Genomic DNA, 23,020 nt, shown 5'->3' with positions numbered 1-23,020 from the left:
CCAGTTTTCGTCAGCCAGTCTTCAGTCGCGCAGGAACAGTCGGGCTGGAGCGCATCGCAATCAAGCACCCAGACATGCCGGTGCCGGGCAGGTGCGATGCACTCATCGCTGGTGCATTCGCGGGAACCCCCAGTGTGAATGATGAGCGTCCCGTGGCAGTGGTCTAGCTCTGCAGTGCAGTCAGCACAGTCCGTTGTCAGCCGCATGTCCTACTTCTATCAGGGCACACCGACAAAATTTGGCGCCGACACGGGTCTAGGTGTGACTGGGAGCACAGAGTGCCCTCGCCGGCATGCAATTGCACCCCGGGATGTCTACAGTGCTCTGGGTACGTGGTTGTGCTCCGCGCAGCGGGGCAGTGAGGAGTCAGCACCTCCGATGGGTGAACGAGTTGTCACGGTCATCGAGAACCACCCAAGCTGCCCGCTCGATCTGCTCGAACAATCTATGGCGATGGTCAGCCTCGAGGTCGTGCGCCCCTACTATGGCGACACCTTGCCTACCAGTGACGACGTCAGAGGCGGTCTGATCGTTCTCGGTGGCTATCAGAGCGCAATCTCCGACGACGATTGTCCATGGCTGCCCAAGGTTCGCGCCCTGCTTCGTGACTGTGTGGATGCATCGATTCCCACCCTGGGCATCTGCCTCGGCGCACAACTCCTCGCGCTCGCGTGCGGCGGATCGGTGAGCATCGATGCTGAAGCTGGTCTGGAAGGTGGGGTAGCTGAGATACGGTGGCTTCCCGAAGCGAACAGGGATGAGCTTTTCGGCCGGATCTCGGTGTGCTGCAACCCGATGCGGTCGCCCAGCATGCACTTTGATGTCGTGGAGACACTTCCCGCGGGCGCCACCCTGCTCGGATCATCCGCAATGTACCCCAACCAGATCTTCCGGATCGGACACCGAGCGTGGGGGCTGCAATGCCACCCTGAAGCGTCGTTCGGTACGTTCCGGGCGTGGGCAACCGACGCGGCAACTCAGGAGTCCATGAGTCCGAGCAGCTTCCTGCGGGCGTACCAGGATCGGGAACCGGAGATCGTCGCGACGGCCCAAATGGTCGGCAGGTCATTCGCCCGCATCGTTGCGGGTTCCCGCCACTGACGGGCAACTGCCCCTATTCGGGCTCCTTCTCCCAATCCTCTTCTTCCCAGTCGTCGTCCCACTCTTCACCGTCCGGTGGACGCCCCTTGCGGGCGGTGTAGATCAGGGCGGCGATGATCGCGAGCGGCCCGAGGAGCATGAGCGCTTCATCCCAGCCGCCCTGATGCATGAGGACGATCTCAACCTCAGACACTGGACACCAGCACGATTCCAATCACCGTATAACCCACCATGAGCGCGAGCGCGGGGTATTGTCCAGTTTTCTTGTAATCGGGCCGGATGATCTGCAGTGCGCGATCGTGGGCCGAGACGACGGCGACGATGTGCCCCACGATGATGGCGCCGACCTGCACGAGGGCAATCAGGCCCGTGGAGAGCACTGCGTAGTTGATGCCGGTTCCGGCCGTGCCAAACAGGTCCCATCCCTGCCCGAAGGGATCGGTAGCGAGCAGGAAACCGGCCTGGCCCTGAAAGATCGCGAAAGAAAAGTAATGCGCGATCGTATAGCCCAGCGCAAGCGGAATGAGGGAATGAGCGAAGGCGCCATACAGGTCGACGGGCGGCTCACCGCGGCGGGGCTTTCGCAGATACGGCCGTGTCAGCCACATCGCTCCCACATACATCGCGGAGAGGAAACCGACGGTCGCGGCAAGCGCAATAGTTCCGGCAACCGCTGTCCAGAACGGAGTCAAGGGATCCACGAAGTCCGGCCACATCGGGATGCGAGTGACGCCATCGAACGTCGTCGAGCCGAGAATCAGCAACAGGACCGGGGTGAGGCCGTGGGATGGCCCGTCAAGTAGTCCATTGAGGGGGCTGCGGACCACTATCCGGCCGTCGTTCCGCCGACCGAAGGGACTCAGCCGCGCAATAAGCGTGAAGTAGACCTCGAACCCGTCGCCACGTTCGAACCACTTCGGGCCGTAGTAGGCGCCAGCAACAGCCATCGTCAGTGCGTAGAGCGTGACGAAAACGGCGATCGCACGGGGAGAATCTGACGCGGGGTACACGAGTTCGAGCCAGAGAAATCCAGCGAGCCCAGCGATCGCTGGCCAGAAGGCGAGTTTATCGAGCGATGCCTCGCGCCCCGGCCGGTAGAGCAACGGCGCAAGCCCCCGAGCGAGGATCCGCAGCGGATTCGCGACCCGGTAGATTCGCCCGAAGACAAGCGATAACGCAATGACACCAAGCCAGAACCACACATAGAACCACGTGCTCGCCGGGTTGGTGAACGAGCTGTTCGTACCAGCCCAGGCTGCCGCGAGCAGCAGCACGAAGAACACTAACCCCGCCGCCTGGAGCCCGAAACGAAGTGCGCGGCTGTCGACGAAGCGCTCTACGAGCGCCGGTAGAGGGCGGCCAGCATCGGCTCCGGCGAGTCGCGGCTTGGTCCACATGAAGGCCAGCACCACGAACGACACCAGCACTGCTGCCGCGCCCGTGTAGAGCGCAAGCCAGAGCGGGACGGGCAGGTCGGAGCGACCGTGCAGCCCGTGCGCAAGGATCACCCGTCCACCCGCAGCTGCGTCAGCACAGCGTTCGCGTTGTGCAGTTCAACCTCGAAGATTCCGGGCAGGTCCGCGGTGAACTCGAGCCGTGCCGCCTCGCCGGACTGGATGTCGGCGTAAAGGTCGTAACCGTGGACGTGGAGCTCTTCGGCGGTGTTTGACGTGACCTCGATAACCACGGTGCGGCCAACTTCAGTAGTGATCCGGGCGTCACCGTCGACCCGGCGACCGTCTTCCGCCACGAAGCTGAATACGTCCGTGTCAGCCACGTCCTCCGCATCGTCAGTGGACTCGGCAGCGGTTGTGCCTTCACGAGCCCCGCCGTACGGTCCGGGTGCTGCGCTCTCGTCGCCGCACCCGGTGAGTGCTAGTGCGAGCGCGGCAGCGGTGGCGAAGCCCGCGAGCGGACGGCGCGACACTAGAGCCGAGGAAGACATCGTTGACTCCTAGGGTGTTCTGCGTTTGTCCAACTGTATCGAGCACATGATCTCATTTGCCGTCCGAAATGCGTGAAAAAACGTGGGGTGAAGCACTCGCCTGTCCGGAGTATGATCAGAACCGTCTTATTTCACACCGCTTGAAAAATACTCTCAGCAGGGGTGTAACAACTTCGGCTCGCCAGCGATGTATATGGCAGAGAGTCTGAGCGTGTGAGCCAGGGTGATGCCTGGATCCGCTCGGTGACGCGGGGAAGGACAACGCAGAACATGAACATCGACGAAATGGCACGCGGGCTGTTTGACTCAGTCGCAGCAGATGACGTTGTGCTGGCCGCATTCTCAGTGGAAGCAGCGGCGTTCCGTGCGCATAAGAGCGACTACATCGAGTCGCGTCCGCGACCCCTCAGCTAACGCGCCGCCGGCGCCGTCCGGTCGCCCGTACTATCACATGCAGTGATCAGTGATAGGAGTTCGGGAGGCAATCGGATGGAGCGGGTGAAGGTTGCTGAATATGCCGCCATGTTCTGGAAGGGCGGCGACCTTATCTGGGACGATTACCTTCATCATCGACAGTTTGCCCTCACCGCAGAAAGCGAAAGCATTTTGCGGTGGTTTTCGTCATGGCGGATTCTTTCGACTATCGGCGCGCCAGGCGAGATTCAGCGCGCGATCGCAGACCGGTTAATCGACGAGAAGGTGCTCATTCGGGAAGGGTCCGCGGAGCACTACGAGGAAACTCGTCTCCTCGACGAATGGGGCTCGTGGGGAGCCGGGACTCGGTACCACCATTTCGCGTCGCGGACCGATGAGACGGTGACGTACCTAGACCCCGCATCGGACCACATGGCATTCGCCGACAAAGCAAAAATCGAGCCACCACCGTCGCCAGTCAAAACCTTTCCCGAGCGGCCGATCACAGTGACCGCTCCGGAGGTTCACGACCTTTCGCGCTGGCCGCGCCCCGCACTGGTCGACGCGTTGTTTTCGCGGCGGTCGGTGCGTCACTACAGCCGGGCCGCGATTCCTCTCGACACACTCGGGACACTGGTCGATATCGCGGCCGGGCCGATCGACGTCATCGATAATGAGGAAACCGGTTCAGTCGTGCGCAAAACTAGTCCTTCCGCGGGGGCGCGGAGTCCCATTGAACTTTACGTCCACGTCAACCGTGTTCACGGGCTACAGCCCGCCGTCTACCACTACGCTTCAGCGCGTGGCGGCCTTGAACGCATCCGGCCCGCAGCACGGCCCGCGACCTTGCGCCGCGCAGTGGGAGACCAGCCGTGGCTTGCTGAGGCGCCGGTATTGCTGATCTACACGGCTGTCCTGCAACGGACACGGTGGCGTTTCGAGTCCCGGCGTGCTTACCGTGACATTCTGCTCGAGGCAGGCCACATCAGCCAGACCGTGCTGTTGACGGCGACTGCCATGGGACTGGGCTCTGTAACGGCCACGGCTCTCTGTGACTCTGTCATCGAACAGATACTCGGAGTCGACCCCATCAGCGAACCCCTGCTCGCCGTCACCGCACTCGGCTTTCCTGCCACCTAACGCCCAGTGAGCGGGCCAGAGGAGTTCCCTCGGACCCGCTCACTTCACGTTCAGTGTGCCGTTATGCGGTGGCTGGTTGTGGCTTTGACTTCGCGTCATCGGGACGCTTGTTCTTGCCATGCGCTGCTGTTGCATAGCACCAACCGTAGAACGCGATCAGTCCGTACCAGAAGATCTGGACGATGGCGTACGCGACCGTCCATAGCCAGGCTGGAACATCGTCGCTGACTTCGCGCTGCAAGAACTCGTGTTCGGTGATGAGTTCCTTGGTTTCGCCTGCTGCGGTGGTCACCTGGCGGCCCTTGTCGCTGAGGATCTCAGGGTCGTCCGGGGCGTACACCGGGTACGCGATGTGAACGGTCGGTGGCAGGTGGACTCGAATTAGCGTCTTCCATGAGCCGTACATAGGCAGTGGACGTTCCGACTGGAACTCACCAGGATTCCCTGTCTCCACCATCGGGACACGGACGACACCTTCAGCGCCCCCGGCCTGAGGGTCACGCGGGATGTTCGGAGCGCTACGGTCTTCACGGCCCTGCCAGCCGAGGGCATACAGCCAGATAGCGTCCTGAACATCGGCCGGATTGCTGAACTGCACCGTCATGATGGCTTCACAACGTCGTTCACCATCACACTCCGTGTCCCCTGTGTTCACAGGCAAAGGTTCGCCCTGCTCGTTGAAGTAGGTGACGTCGGTGAAGCTGGCGGTCGCTTCGACACCCTGGCGATCCGTCGGAGGTGCGTAAACCGCCATCAGACCGATGAACGTCAGAATGCCGACAAGTCCAGCTGTGTGAGCCTTCCAGAACGCCGGTGTACGTGGCGAGAGGCCGATGACCTTCTCCGCGTCCTCCCGTGTGAAGGAGCTGCGAGCTTCAACAAGATCGAGCTTCTGCGTATGCCACGCTGCAAGAAGACCGCCGCCGACACCGGCAATGGTTCCGACGGTCAGCATGAACGGCAGCGCGGACGCGGGCAGCGGCTGTGGCAGCGGCATGAAGAGGTGGCTCCAGCCCCATTCCGCGAACATTCCGAGCGAGCCCACGAGCAGGCCTGCAACCACGCCGAAGCGCACCTTGTTAGCCGGGTCGATGACGGCCGCCACCAGTTCGATGATCAGCGCAGCCGGGAGGAAGAGCAGGAATCCCGCGATGAGCACGCCCGGGAGTACCGCAACCGTGACCATCAGGAAAAGGTGCGCGACGATGTAGACGGCCCACGCGAAGATAGCGCCGCCGGGGCCGAACCGCATTCTGACTGCGGTGAACACCCAGCCAGTCAGGAAGGCCGCGATTATGAACTGTGTCGCCGCGGGGAACTGCGGCACGCCGAGGTCGAATTCCATAAGGAACGCGAAGGGGACGATGCAAAGGCTGAGGATGACAGCCTCGCGGAGCCTGCCGAAACTGGAATCAGCGCCCGGAGCGCCAATCTGCTTTGCCTCAGCATGCAGCAGGACGACACCCAGGATGCAGGTGACGGCACCGCCGATCATCATGATGTGAGTCGGTCCCCACTCGGTGACGTCCGGGCCGAACAGCCGGTGCCACAGGTCGTCCGCGGGGAAGCCAGTAAGGGCGATGAGCCCCGCCGCGGTCATGATGAGCGCGCCGAGGGGGCTGCGCCAGCCAGGTGCGATGCGGATAGTGCGGGCCGGAAGCTTGCTGCGGTGGCCGAGAATGATGCTCAGCACACCTGCGCTGAAGAAACCGAGGATGCCGAAGAAGATCGGCCAATGAGACGGATTCGACAACGCCCCGTCGTCGCGACCGTCCTGCATATGCAACGCCACATCCCACCACACACCGAAACCTGCAGCGAGGATGCTGACGATCGTGAGGTACGCAGGCAGACTGAACCAGCGAGGCATTCCGTCTCGCTCGGCCAGCCAGTCGGCGAATCGCCCGATTGTCGACGATTTTCCTGCGCGCTCGCGCAACATGAACCAGGCGACTGGCGCGGACACCACTGCTGTGATGATCAGCGCGATCACAATATCCCGGACGTCTGCACCGCCTACGGGGGCGACGTCAGGTGGCTGTGCGACAAACATTGTCGAATTGCCCTCTCACAGTATGCGGATGCACTGGTTGACAGTCGCATCGTTGCGACATCCAGACGAATCCGATTTCTGAGACAAAACGATACACACAGTATCGTCGCTGGTATAGAGCGTCTCGGGTTCTGTGAGAGACGCTCATACCAGGGATGAATTGTGATGTCCGTCGCTTTTCGTTTGCCCTGCTACAAAGTGCAGAGGGGCCTTATCTCCTCAAGTCCTCCGGCTGTAGGCGAGGTAAGGAAGAAGCAGGAATCCCAGCCGCGGGACTCGATTGTTGAGCGCACTAACTGCCATTGTTCGGTCGAAATGCTGGATGTCCTCGAGAGAACGAATCCCGACGTCCGAGCCGGATCGCCCACGATGGCCAACGAATAGTCGTCGTCGACATAGGTGACGACGTAATTGGGAATCTCTTCAGCGATTTCGAATGGCACCGTAGGGAAGCGGACCCGCAACGCGGCGTTGGTCACGGGATCGGTTACCCGTGCCGTCCCGTCGATCTGGGACTGCTCGCCGGTCCACGTCGTGCAGGTATTGCGGACGGAAATCTCACCAGGCCCGATAATTCCGTACTCTGCCCGAGTATCGCGAGCGCATTGCAGGCTGAAGGGCTGCGGTATCGCGGCTATTTGCTGCCACGTTCCTCCGTAGCGTTCGACGTCGAGCGACGGTACTGGCGGCAATGGCTCGGGGAGCATAGATCCCGGTGCCGCGGTCGCGGTGCTAGGCAGTGCCACGAGGGCGGCGGCGGCAAGGGCGGCTGGCAGGGCGCGATGTGTGAGACTCACGAAAACAGTCTGTCAGAAATGCGCCACGTTGGTGGCAGTTGTCACAAGAGTTTGAGTTCGGCGGGCGTGTGTGGTGAAGATATCCGCGTGAAAGAAGTGATCGACCGTTTGATAGGTGCCGCACCGTACGCTGGCGGCTCCCTGCTTGCTGTAATCGTTTTTCGCTTCTTTACCGGCAGTGACGCGGATGTAGCGATCCTCGATTCGCTCGGCGGAGGCGCGTTCGCTTGGGGCGCTATGGCGCTGCTCGGAGTGGGTCTGCATCCTAAGGCAGCACTGCGGCCCGCACCCCGTCCGGTGGCTGACGCTTAACGCACCGTCGGCAGCGGGGGTGTGAACTCCAGATTCACGTATGGCTGCGCGCCGCCGATGGCATCGGCCGGCCACTCCGCTGTCGCTTCATGTACTTCGTCGTCGAGTTGCAGCCGCACCTCGTAGCGGTGCGGTGGCTGACCGTCCTCCAGGGGGTCGGCGGTCTCTTCGGTGAAGAAGCGCAATGACCCTTCTGGGCATCCGGTCGGGGTCGCATCGGAGTCAATGGTCTGCGTCACGCCGTCAGCAGAGGTAATGGTGATTTCAACCGAAGCCTGCTGTGGGTCCGCACGCAGATCGGTAATCGTGAGGTCGGGGAAGGACATCGACAAGGGGGCGAATTCCGACGCAATCGCAAGCGCGGCCTGCGGTTCAGGCACTGCGCCGTCCTCTGGGGTATCCCAGCGGAACATGACTGCAGCGTCACCTTCCGGCGCTCGGGCGACGAGGAGGACGTCGTATTCACCAGCGAGTCCCACCGGTTCTAACGTGAACGTGCCGTCCGGATTCTCTTGAAGGTCAGTTTCGTAATTTCGGCCGCACTCATCGCTTCCAGCCTCGCGGAAATTCGCGACGAATTCCGCTGCCTCGCCGGCGAAATCGACGGTGACGCTGTCCGGGCTTCCGATGTTCAGTGGGTCTTCCGGCTCCTCGCCGTCCACGCACCGATCGATCCAGCAATATGTCCAGGGTTCAAGTTCGGAATCGACATCGCCTGCCCGGATCCGGATGGGCGGGGGCGCTTGCCCATCCGCTGCGGCTTCGGTAGTCGGATCTGCGGTGCCGGGAGCGGGAGGTTCATCGTCGGTGTCGGTGCCGCACGCGGCAATACCAGCTATCAGGACAGCGCAGCTGACCAAAGCGGCCGCGGATCGAGCCACGACAACACCCCGCTCTCAATCGCGATGGAATTCGTTTCCCGCGATGCTACCCGTACAGGTGCAGGGGGCAGTCCCGGCGGAGTACCCCCTGCGTCGACGGGGCAGGGGGTACTGCTCGATGGGTTACTGCTTGATGGCCTCGATCTCGAGAATGATGGTCACTTTGTCGCCGACAACCGCGCCACCGTTCTCCAGCGGAGCATCGAAGTTGACGCCGAAGTCCTTGCGGTTGATGACTGTCGTGGCTTCGAAGCCCGCAACCTCGCCCTGTCCCATGCCCGGGTTGACGCCGTTGAACTCGAGGCTCAGCGTCACCGGCTTGGTGACTCCACGGAGCGTGAACTCACCGTCGACGAACACTTCGCTGCCCTCTGAACGTACGCCGGTGGACCGGAAGGTGGCAGTGGGGTGGTTCGCCGCGTCGAAGAAGTCGGTGCTGTGCAGGTGCTCGTCGCGCTGCTTGTTTTTGGTCGTCACTGAACCGACGGCGATGTCAGCGGCTACTGATGCGGACCCGTCGTTCTCGATGGTGACCTGGCCTGAGAATTCGGTGAACTCGCCACGGACCTTGCTCACCATGAGATGGCGGACGCTGAAGGTGACTGCGGAGTGGACGGGGTCGATCGTCCAGGTGCCTGCGGTGAGGCCGGGAAGGGCGGTGATGACAGCAGCGGTCATGGTGAACTCCTTAGTGCCGATGTTCAGAAGTAATTGCTCAAGCAACTACATATAGTAGAACATTCAACCAGTTGGGTTCATTCCGATAGTGTCCAGCGTCACATCACTAGCGTGCGGGAACGAGTTCCGCGTCAACTTCGACAGCTACATCGTCAGCAAGCCGGAGGGCCCCAAAGAAGGCAGAAAAAGGGGTGATTCCCCAACGGCTCTGCGTCACAGTTGCGGAGGCACGCAGCCGTCCACTGGAACTCACGGTGCCACTGACAGTTAATGGCTGCGTGTTGCCAACCAGTGTCAATGCACCCGGGGCCGTCACAGCATCGCCCGTCTGGCCGGTAGAGTCAGCCACGAACGTGATCATCGGATACTTGCCAGGCTGCAGCACCTTGACCATGTTTTTCTCGGTCATTTTGCGATCTGACGATGTCATCGGTTTGAGGCCGCCCAGCGCGTCCCTAATCGTGAGCGACCCCGCATTCACCTCGACGTGCACACGGGCGGATCCGTCCGGTCCAACCACTGCAGTCCCAGTCCACTCGGCCGCTTCGATAACCAGGTCATGCCCAGCCCGGGCGCCGAGGCCGCTGCGGCTGGTTTTCACCAGCAAGTGCCCCGAATCTGGTCCGAGCCGAAACGTTCCTTCGCCCACCATGACCCAAGCGTAACTGCAGCGCATTCAACATCAGCCGCCTCCCGCCCGGCCACGCCGGCATGACAACTGTCACGTCAAACTCGTGACATCTGATCCGGGGCCGCGAGTTCCCCCGCGGCGAATGTGGAAGCATGACCAACCAATCACCCGCAATCGAAATACGCGGCCTGCACAAGAGTTTCCGGCAACGGAGCGGCACGCCGGTCAGGGCGGTTCAGGGTATCGACCTGACAATCCAGCGTGGTGAAGTCGTCGCGCTGCTCGGACCCAACGGTGCGGGCAAGACCACCACGCTCGACCTCGTGCTGGGGTTTGCCGCTGCAGACCAGGGCGAAGTCCGCGTCTTCGGGGGAACACCCCGCGCCGCAATCGAGGACGGGGCAGTGTCAGCGGTCCTGCAGACTGGCGGGCTGCTCGCCGACCTCACCGTTCAGGAAACGCTCAAGGTGGTGGCGTCCCTGATGCCCCGGCCACTCTCAATAGGTGAGGTCCTCGACCGTGCTGGGCTCACCACTGTTGCCCGGCACATGGTGGCGAAGTGTTCCGGTGGCCAGCAGCAGCGCCTGAAGTTCGGTCTGGCGCTGCTCGCGGACCCAGAATTGCTGATCCTTGACGAGCCCACAGCCGGGATGGACGTCCGTGCCCGCCGCGAGTTCTGGGACACCATGCACGCTGAAGCACGCCAGGGACGAACGATCGTGTTCGCGACGCACTACCTCGAAGAAGCGGATGCATTCGCCAACCGAGTCGTTTTGATGTCGCGCGGCAAGATAGTTGCCGACGGCTCCACCTCGGAAATTCGTGCCCGGGCAACGGGCCGCACCGTCAGCGCCCGAGTGTCGACCGAGACGGCGGAATCTGTGCGGGAGTCCGTTCTCGCGATCGACGGCGTCCAGGACGTCACCGTGCGCGGAGGGCGAATGTCGATCGCATGCCGTGACTCCGACTCGGTCGCCAAGTACCTGTTTGACCGCGCCCTCGGCTATGACCTCGAGATCACCTCCGCGAACCTCGAGGAAGCGTTCATCACCCTGACCGCCGACAGCCTCGATGACAGGAAAGGGGTGTCAGCATGAGCACCACCTACGTCACCACCGAGTTCCAGCGCACTGTCCGCAACTTCCCCAACATGTTCTTCATCGCGCTGCTGCCCGGTGCGTTCTATCTCGTGTTTGGTGCACTCATGGAGTTCGGGGCCGAACCCGCCGGCTCGGGCAACGTCGCCGCTGTGATTATGACGTCAATGGCCTGCTACGGCGCCGCGATGGCGACGCTGTCTATCGGCGGCTCCGTCGCTGTCGAACAATTTCAGGGATGGGGACGTCAACTCGCGCTCACACCGCTGACGTCGTCGGGGTTCGTCACCATCAAGGCCATTGTGGCTCTCGGCGTGGCCGCGATGCCCATCCTCGTGGTGTACTCACTCGGCTTCTTCTTCGGCGCACAAGCCCCACCGAACGTGTGGATCCTTTCCGCGCTACTGTGCTGGCTAGGCTCGGCAATCTTTGCGCTCTTCGGACTCGCCGTCGGATTCGCTTTCCGCACCGAAGCAGCATTGAGTGCAGCGGGAGGACTCCTCGTCATTCTCGCGTTCTTAGGCAACGTATTTATCCCCCTGACCGGGACAATGCTGACAATCGCGAAGTTCACACCGATGTACGGGATGGTGGCGCTCGCTCGCTACCCGCAAACGCAAGGCACCTACGCGGGAATGACGGGCGAATCGTTATGGATTCCTGTGGTAAACGTCATGGCATGGGCGATCATCTTCGGGGCAGCGGCGGCGATCATGTCGCGCCGGGCTCTGGCAAGGCGATGACCGAAGAGCAGGACCACAGCTGGCTATTCGGAGCGGTGTGGCTAGTCTTCCTCGTCTTTCCCGCGCGAGAACTCTTCACGTCGGATCAATCATTTGTCGGTCTGACGATCGGCGTGGCGCTACTAGTCGTCTTCGCCGCAGTCTTTGTATACGGCCTGGTTACCCTGCGCTGCATCGGCGACGACGACCTCCAGGCCAACCTGGTCGTCCTCGGCATGGTCGCGATCACATCGCTAATGGCAATCCTCATCGGATTAGGCGCGATGGGAATGACGGCGTTCATCATCAGCTATGTCTTCTTTGCCTGGCCCATACGTCGAGCAGTTGGCCTAGCCATTGCCACCATCGTGCTAGTTCTGGTGGGGCCCGGTCTCATTGGTACCGGCCAGTTCGGCGAATATTGGGTATTCCTCCTCTTCCTAGTACCAGTGAGTTTTGTATCCGCACTGTCACGCATCATGATCGAAAAGGAAGAATCTCGCCGCGAACTCCAAGACGAACTGTCCAAGGTCGCTGAGCGAGACCGTATCGCCAGGGACGTCCATGACATCCTCGGCCACGGACTCACCGTGATCTCGGTGAAGGCTGAACTGGCCGCGCGCCTCATCGACTCTGACCCAGCCCGCGCAAGGCGGGAACTCGCTGAACTGCACACACTCGCTCGCGGGGCACTCGCGGAGGTGCGGTCGGCGGTGACGAGAATGCGGTCCCGTAGCCTCGATGAGGAGCTGCGCACCGCCCGGACCGCGCTGACGGCCGCAGGGATTGAAGCTGCCCTGCCCGCGTCCGCACCGGAAGTACGGGACGGTGCCGAGGAGGTATTCGCCTGGGCGGTTCGTGAAGCTGTCACCAACATCATTCGGCACAGCGGAGCGAGTCGATGCGTGATCACACTGAAGGCTGACTCCGTCACGATTGCCGATGACGGGCGGCGAAACGGCCCGCTGCACGAAGGCCAGGGGTTGCGCGGATTGCGCGAACGGGCGGCCACGGCGGGTGCCCGGGTGGAAATTGGGGCCGTCCACGGGGGAGGAACGAGCGTGGAGGTGGCCGTGCCGTGATCAAGATCCTGCTCGCCGATGACCAGGCGCTGGTCAGGGGCGCGTTAGCTGCGTTGCTCGAGCTCGAACCAGATCTGTCTGTTGTAGCGGAAGTAGGCCGTGGAGATGCTGTCCTACCGGCAGTGCTGGACCTTCAGCCCGACATCTGCCTGCTCGACATCGAGATGCCCGGGTTAGACGGAATCGCCGCAACCGCCGCGGTGCGGGAGCGATTCCCGGCTACGCGCGTACTAATCGTCACAACGTTTGGCCGGGCGGGTTATTTGCGCCGCGCGATCGATGCGGGGGCGAGTGGCTTCATTGTCAAGGACACTCCGGCGCGCGAACTCGCGGATGCAGTGCGCCGTGTGCACGCTGGCCTGCGCGTCATTGACCCAGCCCTCGCCTCGGAAACCCTGGTCGATGGAATCAACCCGCTTACCGAACGGGAACGGCAGGTGCTGCTACACGCACTCACCGGCGCCACCGTCGCCGCTATCGCACGGCATGTGCATTTATCCCAGGGGACTGTTCGCAACTATTTGTCGTCCGCGATTGGTAAGACTGGCGCGGTCACGCGCGGTGAGGCTGCCCAGATCGCCCAATCACGCGGCTGGTTGTGACGTCAGGGCTGCCAGTGCGGACTACGCCCTGACAGCCCGATCGCGCGATCCAGTGCGGGAGCATCGCTGGGCACATCAATAACTGGTCCAAACAAGCCTTCACGCTCCGCTTCCTCACCGGGAGCCGCCGACATTTCAGTGAACGACAGGCAGGCCGCAGTGCTCGCGTCGTCGCAGTAGAACTCCTGGCCGGTCGCCCGGGCCAGGTCCCAGCCGTGGAGCACGAGCTCATCGAGCGCGACAAGTCCCGTGATTTCCGCGGGCATCGTGACGCCGCCGATGGTGGTTTCACCGTCCCAGGCAGATGGGTTGCGCCACGTCTCGGCGAGAGCGCGGAGGCGCGCGGGGATGGTGACTCGCCACTCAGCGGGAAGGTCGTCCGCCGAGGGCGCGGGCGGGCTTTTCAGTAGCGCCACGGCTTCAGGGCTTTTCGGCGTCACCGGCGCAGCCAGGTGGAACGCGTACGCAAGGCCGTCAATGTGCGCGAGCAATGTCGCGACGGAGTAGTCCTCGCAGGGTGTAGGGCGAGCAAGGTCGGCATCGGAGATAGCCGGCAGGAGCCGTTCAATCTCTTGAGCGGCAGCGGTGAGGTCATAGCGCATGTAAGTAGTGACCGGCGATGCTAGCGAAAATCATCGCGCGCAAAATAGTCGATCTTCATGACGTGCATGTTAGAAACTCACAGTCTGATAGCTGATCTGGTGACCTTCTTGAAACTCAGTGCCAACATCTCGGAAACGAGGCGTCCATAACGTGGTCGTTGCCTTGCAAGGGTGACATGTAGTTCCGGCAACAGAAATGAAAGGACTGCCAAACATGGGTCTGGTAGCTGGTCTTATCGCAATCGTTGGCGATCTGCTTCACCTTCTGCTCGGGGGGCTGTGAGTCACTGATCCGCTGAGTTAGCTGCAAACTGGCCCTGTCATCGCTGATGGCAGGGCCAGTTTCAGTTGTGGGCGCGGAATCTCAGGCCGTGGCCCGCGTCGGTGGTGACGGTGAGGATATCGGCGTCGATTGAGGCGGTCACGGTGGTCGACGACAGAGTGGCGAGTACAGCCCGTTCGATGTCATCCCGGTCAGGCAGGCACGCCATTCGTGTCGTCGCGAGCGGGCTGAAAGTGATCTGATCGCCGTCGATCTCGGCGGTGCCATGGAAATTGTTGCAGCCAGTTGTGCCCGTTGCCCGACCGTCTTGGTCGATCGTCAGGGTCGGCCGCGCTTCCTCTAGCGCTGCTGACGTGCTGATGGCCTCCTGTTCGATGATCGAGTCAACCACCCACTCCGTCCCGCTGAGCGGCAGGTCAGGTTCGGCCGCCTTTCGGTCGAGCAACCGTACTGTCCCAGTATCTGTGCGCAGCGTCAGTGTGGCGCCGTCTAGCGTCCATTCGGGTTCCGCGGCGAATAGTGCGCCCACCCAATCATCGGCTCCAGCGACGTCGGGCGGACAACCGATGAGCGTCATCGCGAGCTCACCGGTGATGATGCGTCCGCTTTCGAGGCGCGCGGTGCCCGCTGCAGTGTTGCACCCCGCGTTCGCGATGAGGCGGGAGTCTTCAGCGAACTCCAGGCGCAGAGGACCACCACCGGGGATCTGCGGTCCTTCCACCTCCGTATAGAGAAATGTCCGGCCGGACAGGTCATTCATGGCTGCCTCAACTTCATTTCCGCTGCAGGCGGCCGACATCGCGCCGCAACCCAGCGCGAGGAGCGCGATAAGCGTCTTCCGCATCAATGGCCTGCTTCCAGTGGTGGGGTTCGAGACCAAGTATTCCCCGTTCTGCGACTGTCGCAGCGGCCACATAGAGTCCTTTTATGACACACCGTCAGCGGCTGCTGCTCTGGGCGCGCACATTCCATCCGGTTGGGCTCGCCTTCGCGCTCGTCTTCTATGTATGGTCCATGTCTCCGTCACTGCTGCCCAGGCCTTGGTTCCTCCAGGCAGTAGCGACCGCGATCAGTTTGGCTATCGGGTACGGTCTCGGGTGCCTGGCGGCCTGGATTGTGCGCAAGTGCGGGCTCCAGCCACAGTGGTCTGATCGCGTCCGGCACATGGGGTGGGTGCTTCTGGGTGTCAGTGCCCTGATCCTCATCCCGGCCTTTGCGATTCTGGGTTCCTGGTGGCAGGAATCGATACGCGACATCGTTGGCGTGCCGAGAGAGGGGCGCCCGGTGTATACCGTGCTGCTCATTGCCGCGTTCGCGCTCGGGCTTCTGCTCGTTGTGTTCGGTCGGCTGATCGGCCGCGCCACACGTGCCATCGCGCACTTGCTCGGCCGCTTTGTGCCGGTACCGGTCGCGCGACTCGCGGCGGTTGTCGTCGTCGTTGTGGTTGGTGTGCTGGTTATCGATGGGACCGTGCAGCGGGGTGTTCTCGGAGTCGCGGAACGGTCTGCGGCCGTCGCGGACGAGTCCACCGCACCGCAAGTGGTGCAACCAGAGGAACCTGAGCGTTCTGGTTCGCCCAGCTCTCTGCAGCAATGGGACACCCTTGGCCGCGAGGGTAGAACTTTCGTTGCTGGCGGGCCTCGGGCGCAAGACATCACAGCCGTGACGGGACGCCCCGCGGTGACACCGATCCGCGTCTATGCGGGCCGTCTCTCCGCCGACGGGGTTGACGAAACCGCGAAGCTCGTTGTGGAAGAACTGGACCGTACAGGCGGTTTCGACCGTTCAGTGCTCGCCGTCGCGACCACCACGGGACGTGGCTGGGTCAACGCGAACGTCGCGTCGTCGCTGGAATATCTCAGCGACGGCGACAGTGCCATAGCGTCAATGCAATACTCATTCCTCCCAAGTGCGCTGTCGTTTGTCGCGGACAGGGAAACGCCGCAGCTCGCAGGCCGCGCGCTGTTCGAAGCCGTGTACGAACGGTGGCTGGGCCTCCCCGAGGACGACCGTCCGAAACTGGTCGTCTTCGGTGAAAGTCTCGGTTCGTTCGGCGGCCAGGCGGCGTTCTCCGGCGGGTACGACATGATGGCGCGCACCGACGGCGCATTGTGGGTGGGCACTCCTAACTTCTCCGAACAGTGGGCCGAGATCACTGCCAGCCGCGATGACGGATCACCCGAGGTACTACCGGTGATCGCGCAGGGCGAGCACATCCGCTTCGCGTCGGACCCTGCCGACCTGAACGGCGCACATCTCAGTTCCGAATGGGAAGCACCGCGCATCGTGTACTGGCAGCACGCCTCGGACCCAATTGTGTGGTGGAGCTTTGATCTGGTGCTCAATCGGCCCGACTGGCTGCGCGAGCCGCTGTCACCCCGACTTGAGCCAGGCGTGCGATGGATACCTTTCGTGACGTTTTGGCAGGTGACCCTGGATATGGTGTTCTCGGTCGATGTACCGTCCGGGCACGGGCATACGCACGGCTCGGAGGCAACTGACCTGTGGGCTGCCATATTGCGCGCGGCGCCCGACGGCACCCAATGGACACCTGAGGAGATCGCGGAGATCCGCGACGCTCTGGCAGCGTAGGAGAACCGAGTGAGCGAATTCCAGTACTGTCCGCAGTGTGCAACTCCGCTGCAAGACGCGCACATCGGCGGCGAAGCCCGGAAGTCATGCCCCGAGTCCGAATGCGGGTTCATCCACTGGGGCAACCCTGTGCCCGTTGTCGCCGCGATCGTGGAGCACGAGGGCCACATCATCCTCGCGCACAACAAAACGTGGCCGCCCACGTGGTTTGGCCTCATCACGGGTTTCCTCGAGCGTGGTGAAACCCCAGAATCAGGCGTCCAGCGCGAGGTGGAAGAAGAACTCGCCCTCACTCCGCACGAAGTGACATTCGTCGGCCATTACCCGTTCGAGCAGATGAACCAGATCATCATTGCCTACCACGTCGCAGCGACAGGCACCGTCGTGCTGAACGAGGAACTCGACGAGTTCAAACATGTCCCTCCCGACAAACTCACACCGTGGCCGTTCGGCACGGGGTATGCGGTCGCGGACTGGCTGCAACAGCGCAACGCGGCGGGAACGTAGCCGGAGCGCACAACAGCGTCATACGAAAGTTGACGGTGGCAGCCGGCCTAAGACGATTCCCGGGCAGGCGGCGCAACCCTACCGTGAGGCTATGAACATGAAGGCGTCCGCGCACGGACCGGAAACAGAACTCGGGTTGTCCTTCCCGATCCGGCTGCTGCTGTTCATCGGATCCCCGCTGGCCGGTGCGGCGGTCGGCTACAGTTTGCCGCGCGTCGCGGAGTGGGCGCTGAACCTGCCCTGGATTCCGATGCGTGGTCCGCTCGAACTCGTGTCCTCCTTCGATCAACGCTGGTCGATCCTGGCCTTTCTGGTTGCCGGCTTTCTGCTCGGTGTCGTGTTCGCCGTGATCGCAGTGGTCGGCTGTCTGACCATCACGGTGAACAACCACGACGTGACTCTGGCGAAAGATGGCGATTCTCGCACGATCAGCAGAAGTGACATCAGCGCCGCCTTTGTGGACGGCAGAAACCTCGTGCTGCTGGACCGCGAGTCACGGCAGGTGTGTCGCGATCCTCACGAGTCGACGGTGGCCGAACTCGCGGATGCGTTCCGCAAGCACGGATACCCTTGGTGCGACCAGGACCCGCACGCAGACCTGTACCGCCGGTGGATCCCCGCTGCACCTGAGTTACCTGCCGGGGTGAACGCGCTGCTGAAAGCGCGTGAGGAAGCGCTGCGCAAGAAGGTCGCAGAGGATGTCACCGAGTTGCGTGGCGAAGTCGAAAGACTCGGCTATACCGTTCGGGAAGAGGGCACCAAGCAGTACTGGCGCCCGCTGGTCGGCTCATGACGGAGAGCCGCCGATCCGCTCGGGACATCACCGCTGACGTCATCGTTGTCGGTGTTTCACTGTTCATTGTGCTGCTCGCCGCGCTGGACGCACATGCGTCCGGACTGGCGATCGATGCACGGTTCATTTTCGCAGTGGTGATATCGGTGCTCGGCTGTCTTGCGCTGTTATGGCGCAGGACGTGGCCGGTGCACATTGCGGTGGGTCTCATTCCGGTCGCGCTGGTCACGGACTTCGCGGGAATGGCTACGGTCTTCGCGGTCTTCGCGGTGGCAGCACGGCGTTCGATTCGCGCTACAGCATGGGTCACCGCAGTGCATGTAGCCGTCGTGGTGACCTACTACCTGCGTGCGGACATCGTGCAGGAAGAGCAGATCGCCTACATCGTTTTCAGTGTCATCGTCATCCTCCTCGTCGCCGGGTGGGGCCGGTGGGTGCACAACCGGCGGCGGCATCTCGCTGAGCTTCGCGAACAGGCCCGGCACACCACCGAGCTTGCTGCGAGTGAAGCGGAACGTGTCCGCAGTCTGGAACGCGAACGGATCGCGCGGGAAATGCATGATTCTCTCGCACACCGGATTTCAATGGTCGGACTGCATGCCGGTGCACTGGAGGTTCGTCCGGACGCGTCCCCCGAGGAGGTGACCAAAGCGGCAGCGATTATCAGAACAAGCGCGCGGCAGGCGCTTGATGATCTGCGTGAGATCCTGGGGGTTCTCCGGGACAACGGGGAGGACACACAGCGCCCACAGCCAGAAATTGCTGAGCTGACGCGGCTCGTCGACGATTCACGATCCGCCGGTCACCAGGTCCTCTATTCCGAGCGGATCGGCAACTCTGACGCGGTTCCAGAATCGCTGGGCCGGACGGTGTACCGCGTCGTACAAGAGGGGCTGACGAATGCTCGCAAACATGCGCCTCGCGAAACGGTCACTGTCACGCTCGAACGGGACGGGGATGACGTCCATGTCCACATTCACAATCCGCTCCCAGCCGGACCAGCCGCCGGTGCGGCGCCCGGAACCCGGCAAGGGCTGATCGGGATGGAAGAACGCGTCGGACTTGCGGGAGGCACCGTGCGCAGCGGGATCCGGCGCGGCGCCAGCGGAGATCCCGAGTTCCATCTGGAAGTGTGGATCCCGTGGCGGCAATGATCCGGGTCTTACTCGTCGACGATGACGCTCTCGTGCGATCAGGCCTCGCTCTGATGCTCGGTGCCGATCCGTCTATCGAGATCGCCGGTCAATCCCCAGACGGTGCGCATGCGGTGCAGGCTGTCGCTGAGTGCCGCCCCGACGTGGTGCTGATGGATATTCGTATGCCAGTCATGGATGGGCTCACCGCTATCGAACAGCTCCGGAAGAATGGTCCTGACCCGGCGATCATTGTGCTCACGACGTTCGATACGGACGCTCATGTGCTGCGTGCGCTGCGGCTGGGAGCGGACGGCTTTCTCCTCAAGGACACACCGCCGCGCGACATCCTCGATGCGATACGGCGCGCGGCGCAGGGCGAGCCGGTGCTGTCACCAGCGGTGACGCGACGGCTGGTCGACCACGTCACTCGTTCGGAGGAAATCCCCGAGTACGAGCGGCGCAGCCAGACCGCACGGCAGGCCCTCGACACTCTCACTGAAAGGGAGCGGGAAGTTGCGCTCGCGGTCGCTGCGGGCATGTCGAACTCCGAGGCCGGAAACGCGCTCCACTTGAGCATCCCCACCGTTAAAACGTATATGTCGCGGGTGCTGGCGAAGCTCCACTGTGAGAACCGCGTGCAGGTCGCGATCCTCGTTCATGACGCCGGGCTCGCGCCGTAAGCCACGCAGGTGAGCACACACACCGGTACTTCGGTTATGTTCGTCCGGTGAGCACGCCACAGGATCCCTGGAATCCTTGGAACAACGACGAGTCGTCCCGCCGGGACGACCCGCCGCCCTACGGGCAGCAGTATCCACCCGGACACGGCTGGGATCCGAGCATGCCGCCGCCCCCACTGCCGCCCAGTTACGGCAGCCCGCCGGGCTACCAGCAGCCAGGGTTGCCCCAGCAACCGCCGCCCCCGAGGACGAATGGGCTGGCAGTCGGGTCTCTCGTGGTGTCGCTGGTGTCGACTTTCGCGTGCTGCGGCGCCATCGGATTCGTGGGCGCCCTCATGGGGCATGTCGCGCGCGGCCAGATCCGGGCGACCGGTGAACAGGGTGACGGTCTCGCGCTGGCCGGGATCATCATCGGCTGGATCACGACACTGCTACTCGTGGCCGGTGTGCTGGTGTGGATCGGCTTAATTGGTGTCGCTGCGGCGGGTTACTGAATGAAAACTGACCCAGACGTAGCGGTCATCGGAGCGGGCCAGGCAGGCCTTTCCGGGGCCTATTATCTTCACAAGGCGGGCCTCGCCCCAGGCACGGACTTCGTCGTTCTCGACGGAGGCCCCAACCCTGGTGGTGCGTGGCAGTTCCGCTGGCCATCTTTGACACTGATGACGGTGAACGGGATCAGCGATCTTCCGGGCATGCGGTTCTCCGAAACGCTCGACGAAGGGACCGCGGAGGTGCGCGCCTCCGAGGCGGTTCCGCGCTATTACGCTGAATACGAGCGCCGCTTCGGACTCGCCGTGGAGCGTCCGGTACGAGTTCGGGTCGTGTGTGACCGCACTGATGACGGTCGGCTCAATGTGGAAACATCCGCGGGTACGCTCTCGGTTCGGGGACTGATCAACGCGACTGGAACGTGGGAGCGTCCCTTCATCCCGTTCTATCCCGGCGCGGACACATTCACGGGATGGCAGCTGCACACCAGGGATTATCAGACCGCAGCCGAGTTCGCGGGCAAGCACACGATCGTCGTGGGCGGCGGCATCTCGGCGGTTCAGCTGATCGACGAGGTCTCGCGCGTCACCACCACCACGTGGGTCACGCGGTCCGAGCCGGTATTCCGGGACGAGCCGTTCACCGCGGAGATCGGCCGCAGAGCTGTCGCGCTGGTGGAGGACCGCGTGCGCAGGGGTCTCCCACCGGGATCAGTGGTTTCGGTGACGGGCATTCCGGTCACGCCCGAAGTGCGCGACGCGCAACGGCGTGGAGTGCTGGACCGTCGTCCAATGTTCGAACGCATCGAATCGGATGGCGTGCGCTACGCCGACGGCACGTTCGAGCGTGCCGATATCATCTTCTGGTGCACCGGATTTCGTTCGTCACTTGACCATCTTGCGCCGCTCTCGCTGCGGGGCCCTGGTGGGGGAATAACGATGACTGGCCAGCTCGCCACGCGGGTCGCTCAGGATCCGCGCATCCACTTGATCGGATATGGACCCTCAGCATCCACTATCGGTGCGAACAGGGCAGGGCGCGCGGCCGTGCGAGAATTACTCGAAGCAATCAGGAGGTAATTTCCAGGTGACGATCACGGTCGATGCGGGTGTCGCACATGTTCTCGTAGCTATCCCGGAGAAGGGGCAGAGCCTCGACATCCCTGGCCTTGATGAGGCCGCAGCTCTTATCCGCTCTGATTCCTCCATCCGGGCGGTTCTCCTCACCGGGGGTGACGGCCCGAACTTCTGCAACGGGGGAGACGTCAAAGCCTTCGGCGCTGCAGCGAACCCGGGGCAGTATGTGCGAAGCATCGCGGAGCCGTTTCACCGGTGCGTGCAAGCCCTCATCGAGACGGACGTCCCGGTGGTCGCGGCCGTGCGCGGGTTCGCGGCAGGCGGCGGCATGAGTTTGTCGTGTGCGGCGGACATTGTGGTCGGCGGGCCTTCGACGACTTTCCTGCCGGCCTACCCGGGTATCGGTTATTCGACAGATGGCGGGCTGACGTGGAGCCTGCCGCGAATCGTGGGGCGACGCAGGGCCGCGGAGATCTTGTTCACGAACCGGCGGATCGGGAGTGCTGAGGCGTTTGAACTGGGCCTGATCACTCACATGGCCGACTCCGATGAGGCGGTTGTCGCGCAAGCGCAGGCCTTGGCGGCGAGCATCGCACGAGCGTCACGGAGCGCGCTAGGGTCGATCAAGCGGCTCCTCACCGAGTCTGGTGCGCGCTCGTTGGCCGACCAGCTGGCCGCCGAGACTGACGCAATCGAACGTGCCGCGGACTCGGCGGACGGCCGTGAGGGTGTCGCCGCGTTCCTGGAGAAGCGCAAACCTGCGTTCGGGATCTGACACAGCACGTTGTGTGCACGAACTCGCACCTTTGGGCTGCGCGGAGTGCGATTGTGTGCACACGACAGGGCGGGCTGGTGTTACCCGCGAAGCTGATCGAATGCGGCAGGCATCGTTTCTCCGCTGCATAGCTTGTTCAATATCTCGTGGAGATCGCCGCGCTGCCCGCCGGTGAGTTCAACGAGCAGTGTGTCGTTGAGTTCCGTGAGGGCGGAATCGGCCCTTCCGATGAGGTCACGCCCTTTGTCAGTGATCGAGACGAGCACGCGACGACGGTCACGGGGGTCGCGGTTGCGTTCCGCGCAGGAAAGCGATTCGAGGTCATCGACCACCGAGACCATGGTGGCCGGATCGATGCGCAGCTTGGTGCCGAGTGCGTGCTGACCGTCGGGCCCAGAAGCGGCGAGCGCTTTGAGAACGGTGTAGTGGCGGGTGCGGAGGCCGAAAGGGGCAAGTACGTCCTCTGTCAGCTTGTATGTGACCTGTCCGAGCCGGAGCAGCAGGCATGTCGTGTGGTCGGCGATTTCGGCCGGAACGAGTGCGTGTGCCACTGCAAGCTCCTTTACAGATTTGCGATTTGTGTCTAGAAAGTATGCGTATTGTCTGATACTGTAACAGTCATTCGCGTG

The 23,020-nt window shown here is 62.7% G+C and carries 27 protein-coding genes; 16 read left to right on the top strand and 11 right to left on the bottom strand.

Going from position 1 to position 23,020, the window contains the following annotated elements:
• The first annotated feature begins 378 nt into the window (after nt 1–378).
• The gene (locus AS9A_RS14920; RefSeq protein ID WP_013807897.1) at nt 379–1,101 is read left to right on the top strand and encodes a type 1 glutamine amidotransferase; all 723 of its coding nucleotides are present in this window, start codon (nt 379–381) and stop codon (nt 1,099–1,101) included.
• Nucleotides 1,102–1,114: 13 nt separating this feature from the next.
• Here the strand turns inward: AS9A_RS14920 and AS9A_RS14915 are convergent, their stop codons facing one another.
• From AS9A_RS14915 to AS9A_RS22800, 3 genes are read right to left on the bottom strand one after another with little or no spacing between them, the layout of a single operon-like run.
• Nucleotides 1,115–1,294, bottom strand: a complete 180-nt coding sequence (locus AS9A_RS14915) for a hypothetical protein (RefSeq protein ID WP_013807896.1) — start codon at nt 1,292–1,294, stop codon at nt 1,115–1,117.
• Nucleotides 1,287–2,609, bottom strand: a complete 1,323-nt coding sequence (locus tag AS9A_RS14910; protein WP_013807895.1) for a hypothetical protein — start codon at nt 2,607–2,609, stop codon at nt 1,287–1,289. Before AS9A_RS14910 ends, AS9A_RS14915 begins: the two co-directional genes overlap by 8 nt.
• Nucleotides 2,606–3,046, bottom strand: a complete 441-nt coding sequence (locus AS9A_RS22800) for a cupredoxin domain-containing protein (protein WP_013807894.1) — start codon at nt 3,044–3,046, stop codon at nt 2,606–2,608. The genes AS9A_RS14910 and AS9A_RS22800 overlap by 4 nt, the downstream gene beginning before the upstream one ends.
• A 270-nt stretch (nt 3,047–3,316) precedes the next feature.
• Between AS9A_RS22800 and AS9A_RS23890 the strand changes: the two genes are divergently transcribed.
• Both AS9A_RS23890 and AS9A_RS14900 read left to right on the top strand, forming a co-directional pair.
• Entirely contained in the window at nt 3,317–3,460 is a 144-nt protein-coding gene (locus AS9A_RS23890; RefSeq protein WP_013807893.1) for a hypothetical protein, read from the top strand.
• Between the two features lie 75 nt (nt 3,461–3,535).
• Entirely contained in the window at nt 3,536–4,600 is a 1,065-nt protein-coding gene (locus AS9A_RS14900; protein ID WP_013807892.1) for a SagB family peptide dehydrogenase, read from the top strand.
• A gap of 61 nt (nt 4,601–4,661) precedes the next feature.
• Here the strand turns inward: AS9A_RS14900 and AS9A_RS14895 are convergent, their stop codons facing one another.
• Nucleotides 4,662–6,653, bottom strand: coding sequence for an ECF transporter S component family protein (locus AS9A_RS14895; protein ID WP_013807891.1), 1,992 nt, complete (start codon nt 6,651–6,653; stop codon nt 4,662–4,664).
• Nucleotides 6,654–6,844: 191 nt separating this feature from the next.
• Complete coding sequence (locus tag AS9A_RS14890; protein ID WP_013807890.1) at nt 6,845–7,360, bottom strand: lipocalin family protein; 516 nt, start codon at nt 7,358–7,360, stop codon at nt 6,845–6,847.
• Nucleotides 7,361–7,537: 177 nt separating this feature from the next.
• Between AS9A_RS14890 and AS9A_RS14885 the strand changes: the two genes are divergently transcribed.
• Nucleotides 7,538–7,762, top strand: coding sequence for a hypothetical protein (locus AS9A_RS14885; RefSeq protein ID WP_148262479.1), 225 nt, complete (start codon nt 7,538–7,540; stop codon nt 7,760–7,762).
• Here the strand turns inward: AS9A_RS14885 and AS9A_RS14880 are convergent.
• The 3 genes from AS9A_RS14880 to AS9A_RS14870 form a co-directional block, all read right to left on the bottom strand.
• The gene (locus tag AS9A_RS14880; RefSeq protein WP_013807888.1) at nt 7,759–8,643 is read right to left on the bottom strand and encodes a hypothetical protein; all 885 of its coding nucleotides are present in this window, start codon (nt 8,641–8,643) and stop codon (nt 7,759–7,761) included. The genes AS9A_RS14885 and AS9A_RS14880 overlap by 4 nt on opposite strands.
• A gap of 123 nt (nt 8,644–8,766) precedes the next feature.
• Nucleotides 8,767–9,321 carry a YceI family protein gene (locus AS9A_RS14875; protein ID WP_013807887.1) on the bottom strand — a complete coding sequence of 185 codons (555 nt, stop codon included), beginning with the start codon at nt 9,319–9,321 and terminating at the stop codon, nt 8,767–8,769.
• Between the two features lie 106 nt (nt 9,322–9,427).
• Complete coding sequence (locus tag AS9A_RS14870; protein WP_041451121.1) at nt 9,428–9,973, bottom strand: YceI family protein; 546 nt, start codon at nt 9,971–9,973, stop codon at nt 9,428–9,430.
• 131 nt (nt 9,974–10,104) lie between these two features.
• Here AS9A_RS14870 and AS9A_RS14865 point away from each other — a divergent pair, with 131 nt between their 5' ends.
• The 4 genes from AS9A_RS14865 to AS9A_RS14850 are packed head-to-tail and all read left to right on the top strand — an operon-like array spanning nt 10,105 to nt 13,455.
• Nucleotides 10,105–11,049 (top strand): ABC transporter ATP-binding protein, encoded by a 945-nt coding sequence (locus AS9A_RS14865; protein ID WP_013807885.1) that lies wholly within the window; start codon nt 10,105–10,107, stop codon nt 11,047–11,049.
• On the top strand, nt 11,046–11,792 hold the full coding sequence (locus AS9A_RS14860; RefSeq protein WP_013807884.1) for an ABC transporter permease: 747 nt from the start codon (nt 11,046–11,048) through the stop codon (nt 11,790–11,792). The genes AS9A_RS14865 and AS9A_RS14860 overlap by 4 nt, the downstream gene beginning before the upstream one ends.
• Nucleotides 11,729–12,853, top strand: coding sequence for a sensor histidine kinase (locus tag AS9A_RS14855; protein WP_049793741.1), 1,125 nt, complete (start codon nt 11,729–11,731; stop codon nt 12,851–12,853). The genes AS9A_RS14860 and AS9A_RS14855 overlap by 64 nt, the downstream gene beginning before the upstream one ends.
• Nucleotides 12,850–13,455 (top strand): response regulator transcription factor, encoded by a 606-nt coding sequence (locus tag AS9A_RS14850; RefSeq protein ID WP_013807882.1) that lies wholly within the window; start codon nt 12,850–12,852, stop codon nt 13,453–13,455. The genes AS9A_RS14855 and AS9A_RS14850 overlap by 4 nt, the downstream gene beginning before the upstream one ends.
• 2 nt (nt 13,456–13,457) lie before the next feature.
• Here AS9A_RS14850 and AS9A_RS14845 read toward each other — a convergent pair whose 3' ends face one another.
• Together AS9A_RS14845 and AS9A_RS14840 are read right to left on the bottom strand one after the other, a co-directional pair.
• On the bottom strand, nt 13,458–14,057 hold the full coding sequence (locus AS9A_RS14845; protein WP_013807881.1) for a TIGR03086 family metal-binding protein: 600 nt from the start codon (nt 14,055–14,057) through the stop codon (nt 13,458–13,460).
• A gap of 344 nt (nt 14,058–14,401) precedes the next feature.
• Nucleotides 14,402–15,184 carry an META domain-containing protein gene (locus AS9A_RS14840; RefSeq protein WP_013807880.1) on the bottom strand — a complete coding sequence of 261 codons (783 nt, stop codon included), beginning with the start codon at nt 15,182–15,184 and terminating at the stop codon, nt 14,402–14,404.
• An 83-nt stretch (nt 15,185–15,267) separates the two neighbouring features.
• Between AS9A_RS14840 and AS9A_RS14835 the strand changes: the two genes are divergently transcribed.
• From AS9A_RS14835 to AS9A_RS14800, 8 genes are all read left to right on the top strand, one after another.
• A complete protein-coding gene (locus tag AS9A_RS14835; protein WP_192808156.1) occupies nt 15,268–16,932 on the top strand; it encodes an alpha/beta hydrolase in 1,665 nt (554 codons plus the stop codon).
• Between the two features lie 9 nt (nt 16,933–16,941).
• Nucleotides 16,942–17,439, top strand: coding sequence for an NUDIX domain-containing protein (locus tag AS9A_RS14830; RefSeq protein WP_013807878.1), 498 nt, complete (start codon nt 16,942–16,944; stop codon nt 17,437–17,439).
• Between the two features lie 91 nt (nt 17,440–17,530).
• On the top strand, nt 17,531–18,232 hold the full coding sequence (locus AS9A_RS14825) for a YqeB family protein (RefSeq protein WP_013807877.1): 702 nt from the start codon (nt 17,531–17,533) through the stop codon (nt 18,230–18,232).
• Nucleotides 18,229–19,386, top strand: coding sequence for a sensor histidine kinase (locus tag AS9A_RS14820; protein WP_013807876.1), 1,158 nt, complete (start codon nt 18,229–18,231; stop codon nt 19,384–19,386). Before AS9A_RS14825 ends, AS9A_RS14820 begins: the two co-directional genes overlap by 4 nt.
• Nucleotides 19,383–20,048, top strand: a complete 666-nt coding sequence (locus AS9A_RS14815; RefSeq protein WP_192808190.1) for a response regulator — start codon at nt 19,383–19,385, stop codon at nt 20,046–20,048. Before AS9A_RS14820 ends, AS9A_RS14815 begins: the two co-directional genes overlap by 4 nt.
• A gap of 47 nt (nt 20,049–20,095) precedes the next feature.
• Nucleotides 20,096–20,542, top strand: a complete 447-nt coding sequence (locus AS9A_RS14810; protein ID WP_192808155.1) for a DUF4190 domain-containing protein — start codon at nt 20,096–20,098, stop codon at nt 20,540–20,542.
• Nucleotides 20,543–21,619: an NAD(P)-binding domain-containing protein gene (locus AS9A_RS14805; RefSeq protein WP_013807873.1), complete on the top strand. Its 1,077-nt coding sequence runs from the start codon at nt 20,543–20,545 to the stop codon at nt 21,617–21,619. It begins immediately after the preceding gene.
• 7 nt (nt 21,620–21,626) lie between these two features.
• The gene (locus tag AS9A_RS14800) at nt 21,627–22,391 is read left to right on the top strand and encodes an enoyl-CoA hydratase/isomerase family protein (protein WP_013807872.1); all 765 of its coding nucleotides are present in this window, start codon (nt 21,627–21,629) and stop codon (nt 22,389–22,391) included.
• A gap of 80 nt (nt 22,392–22,471) precedes the next feature.
• On the opposite strand, the gene AS9A_RS14795 is transcribed toward AS9A_RS14800, so the two are convergent.
• On the bottom strand, nt 22,472–22,942 hold the full coding sequence (locus tag AS9A_RS14795) for a MarR family winged helix-turn-helix transcriptional regulator (protein ID WP_013807871.1): 471 nt from the start codon (nt 22,940–22,942) through the stop codon (nt 22,472–22,474).
• Nucleotides 22,943–23,020: the final 78 nt, after the last annotated feature.

The organism is Hoyosella subflava DQS3-9A1 (genome assembly GCF_000214175.1).
GTDB classification, from domain to species: Bacteria; Actinomycetota; Actinomycetes; order Mycobacteriales; family Mycobacteriaceae; genus Hoyosella; species Hoyosella subflava.
This window is presented reverse-complemented; position numbering and strand designations above follow the sequence as displayed.

Bases quoted from the DNA above. Each gene is read 5' to 3' on its own strand.
- AS9A_RS14920 (WP_013807897.1), top strand. From the start codon at position 379: ATGGGTGAACGAGTTGTCACGGTCATCGAGAACCACCCAAGCTGCCCG.
- AS9A_RS22800 (WP_013807894.1), bottom strand. From the start codon at position 3,046: ATGTCTTCCTCGGCTCTAGTGTCGCGCCGTCCGCTCGCGGGCTTCGCC.
- AS9A_RS23890 (WP_013807893.1), top strand. From the start codon at position 3,317: ATGAACATCGACGAAATGGCACGCGGGCTGTTTGACTCAGTCGCAGCA.
- AS9A_RS14900 (WP_013807892.1), top strand. From the start codon at position 3,536: ATGGAGCGGGTGAAGGTTGCTGAATATGCCGCCATGTTCTGGAAGGGC.
- AS9A_RS14895 (WP_013807891.1), bottom strand. From the start codon at position 6,653: ATGTTTGTCGCACAGCCACCTGACGTCGCCCCCGTAGGCGGTGCAGAC.
- AS9A_RS14890 (WP_013807890.1), bottom strand. From the start codon at position 7,360: ATGCTCCCCGAGCCATTGCCGCCAGTACCGTCGCTCGACGTCGAACGC.
- AS9A_RS14875 (WP_013807887.1), bottom strand. From the start codon at position 9,321: ATGACCGCTGCTGTCATCACCGCCCTTCCCGGCCTCACCGCAGGCACC.
- AS9A_RS14870 (WP_041451121.1), bottom strand. From the start codon at position 9,973: ATGGTGGGCGAAGGAACGTTTCGGCTCGGACCAGATTCGGGGCACTTG.
- AS9A_RS14865 (WP_013807885.1), top strand. From the start codon at position 10,105: ATGACCAACCAATCACCCGCAATCGAAATACGCGGCCTGCACAAGAGT.
- AS9A_RS14860 (WP_013807884.1), top strand. From the start codon at position 11,046: ATGAGCACCACCTACGTCACCACCGAGTTCCAGCGCACTGTCCGCAAC.
- AS9A_RS14855 (WP_049793741.1), top strand. From the start codon at position 11,729: ATGGGCGATCATCTTCGGGGCAGCGGCGGCGATCATGTCGCGCCGGGC.
- AS9A_RS14845 (WP_013807881.1), bottom strand. From the start codon at position 14,057: ATGCGCTATGACCTCACCGCTGCCGCTCAAGAGATTGAACGGCTCCTG.
- AS9A_RS14840 (WP_013807880.1), bottom strand. From the start codon at position 15,184: ATGCGGAAGACGCTTATCGCGCTCCTCGCGCTGGGTTGCGGCGCGATG.
- AS9A_RS14835 (WP_192808156.1), top strand. From the start codon at position 15,268: ATGACACACCGTCAGCGGCTGCTGCTCTGGGCGCGCACATTCCATCCG.
- AS9A_RS14825 (WP_013807877.1), top strand. From the start codon at position 17,531: ATGAACATGAAGGCGTCCGCGCACGGACCGGAAACAGAACTCGGGTTG.
- AS9A_RS14820 (WP_013807876.1), top strand. From the start codon at position 18,229: ATGACGGAGAGCCGCCGATCCGCTCGGGACATCACCGCTGACGTCATC.
- AS9A_RS14815 (WP_192808190.1), top strand. From the start codon at position 19,383: ATGATCCGGGTCTTACTCGTCGACGATGACGCTCTCGTGCGATCAGGC.
- AS9A_RS14805 (WP_013807873.1), top strand. From the start codon at position 20,543: ATGAAAACTGACCCAGACGTAGCGGTCATCGGAGCGGGCCAGGCAGGC.